The organism is Frankia sp. Hr75.2, from assembly GCF_949319125.1.
Taxonomy (GTDB): domain Bacteria; phylum Actinomycetota; class Actinomycetes; order Frankiales; family Frankiaceae; genus Parafrankia; species Parafrankia soli.
Map to the genome: position 1 here is coordinate 1 of NZ_CASGGV010000121.1, position 2363 is coordinate 2363.

The window sequence follows — 2363 nt, forward strand, 5'->3', positions numbered from 1 at the left end:
GCGTACATCTGCCGCCCGGCCTCCATGTAGGAGACCGCCTCGTTGAAGTACCGCCGGCCGGCCCGGTCGACGATGATCGAGCCCGGCTTGCTCCGCTCTCCGGTGTGCAGGCTCGGACGTCCGCCGGGCTGGATGGAGGCCGGGATCCACAACGCCTCGTCCATGAAGTCGACGGCGGCGCCGACCCGCTGGGCGGCCTCGATCGCCTCACCCGTGTCCCCGGGGTTGGCGATGGTCCACGACCCCTCGTTCGGCTGCTTCGAGTAGCGTCTGCGCATCTCGGCGTTGCGGGCGAACCCGCCCGAGCTCAACAGCACGCCGCGGCGGGCGCGGATCCGGACGGTCTGCCCGTCCCGACTGGCCACGACGCCGGCCACCCGGCCGTCCTCGACGATCAGGTCGACCAGCCCGGTGTCTGTCCAGACCGTCGCCCCGGCCGCCAGCGCCGCCTCCAGGGCCTGCGCGATCAGTGCCGCGCCGTTGGCCAGCCGGGTCTGCCTCCTGAGCCTGCCCATGGCCGTCCGCATCCCCACCCGGAGGGCGGTGCGCATGGCTTTCGGCCGCCGCTTAATCAGCTGCAGAGTGGACGCCTCGCGGGTCATCACGACGATTCCGAGCGCGATCGTCATGCCCGGCATCAGCTTGTCGAACCACGGCCCGAGCTGTTTGCCGTCGGTCACCGCGGGTTCGAGGGAGCGCCCGCGGGCGCTGCCACCGCGGATACCCGCCACCCCGGCGTAGTAGTCGCTGTAGCCCTCGCACCGCTCGAACCGCATGCCCAGGTTCTGCAGGAAGCGGACCATGTTGGAGCCTTCGGTGACGTAGGCGACCCGACGCTGGTGCGACGACGCGGGTCCGACGTCTCCGACAACGGAGTCGAAGTACGCCAGCGCGTCCTCAAGGGAGTCGGGAACGCCGTCGGCCTGCATGAGCGGGTTGTCCGGCAGCCACAGCACGCCGCCTGACATGGCCGTGGACCCGCCGATCATCGGCTGCTTCTCGATCACCAGCGTGTCCAGGCCGCTCGCCGCCGCGGCCACGGCGCCGCACAGACCACCGCCCGAGCCCACGACAACGACGTCAACGGCATGGTCGTAGCTGGCATCCGACTTCGACACGGTGCCCCTCCAGGGAGTGGATGGTTTCGGTGCGGCGCCTCAGCCGGCGAGGTACCGGTCGAGTTCGGTGTGCATGTTGCTGATGAGCTGCTCCATCTCGGTGGCGAGACGGTGCTCGCGGTAGCTACGCGAATGCAGGCCGCGTTGCTGGCTTGCGATGTTGCTGAAGTCCTGACGCGGGATCAGACCCCAGTTCTCGGTGTCGTCGGAGGCGAACCGGCCCTTCAGCTTCGCCCGGCCGGGCTCCTCCCCCTCCGGGTACATCGTCAACGACCACACCTCGAAACGGCACCACTCGGGGTCGTCGTTGTAAGGGCGGACCCGGTACGACAACGCGTTACCGAACTGGGGAAGCATGAGGAAGTTCGGGAACAGGAAAACCCCGCCACCCCACATCCGCATACCCTCCGGTGTCGGATGCAGCGGGATACCGGCACCCTCGGCGTAGTCGAACAACGCCTTGATCGCCGCCGTCGGGAAGTCCTCACCGGGCGGAACCCGGTTACGCATCCCCCGGAAGACGTTCAGGTCACGTTCGAGGGTCATCGCGTCCTGCCCCTCCCACAGGATCCGCGACCGCTCCAGAAACGCCTCCCCACCACGCCCCTGGGAGACGCCGCCCGCGGTCGGGTCGAACCGGCCCTGGAAACGACCGTGGCCGTTCTCGAACGCGGTGTACTCGACATTCGCGAACGGATAGTCGTCACCCAGACCGAACGTGAGCTGCGGATGCGTGCCCATCACGTGGTAACCCTCGTGGAACGCCTCCTGGGCCACCTTCCAGTTCGCGTTGAGGATCGTCTCCTTCCACCACCACACCCGCATGTTCTCCACGCACACCGCGTCCAGCAACCCCGCTACCGGCGCCAACGCCTCCCGCAACGGACGGGCATCCGGATCCATGTTGATCCACACGCAGGCACCCCACGTGTCGACCCTGCACTCCCGCAGCCGAATGTCCTCCGGGCGCAGGATCTCCGGCGCGAACCCCTCCGCGCCGTACACGAACGAGTTACTCCCGTCGAGATTCCACCGCCAGCCATGGAACGGACACACGATCTGCCCACCGGGCAGCCGCCCGGAACCCGAACACAACTGGGTAGCCCGATGACGGCACGCGTTGTGGAAGGCCTTGACCGAAAGATCGGGCTGCCGCACGACCAGGATCGACTGGTCGCAGATCTCGTACTCGACGAAGTCGCCGGGCCGCGGGATCTCCTCCAGGCGGCAGGCCATCTGCCAGAC

At 68.1% G+C, this 2363-nt stretch carries 2 protein-coding genes; both read right to left on the reverse strand.

Annotated features, from left to right (window positions below):
• Positions 1 to 1118, reverse strand: a 1118-nt coding sequence (locus AC559T_RS11315) for an FAD-dependent oxidoreductase (RefSeq protein WP_498868666.1), incomplete at its 3' end; no start/stop codon positions are given.
• 39 nt (positions 1119 to 1157) lie between these two features.
• Positions 1158 to 2363, reverse strand: a 1206-nt coding sequence (locus tag AC559T_RS11320; protein WP_498868667.1) for an aromatic ring-hydroxylating oxygenase subunit alpha, incomplete at its 5' end; no start/stop codon positions are given.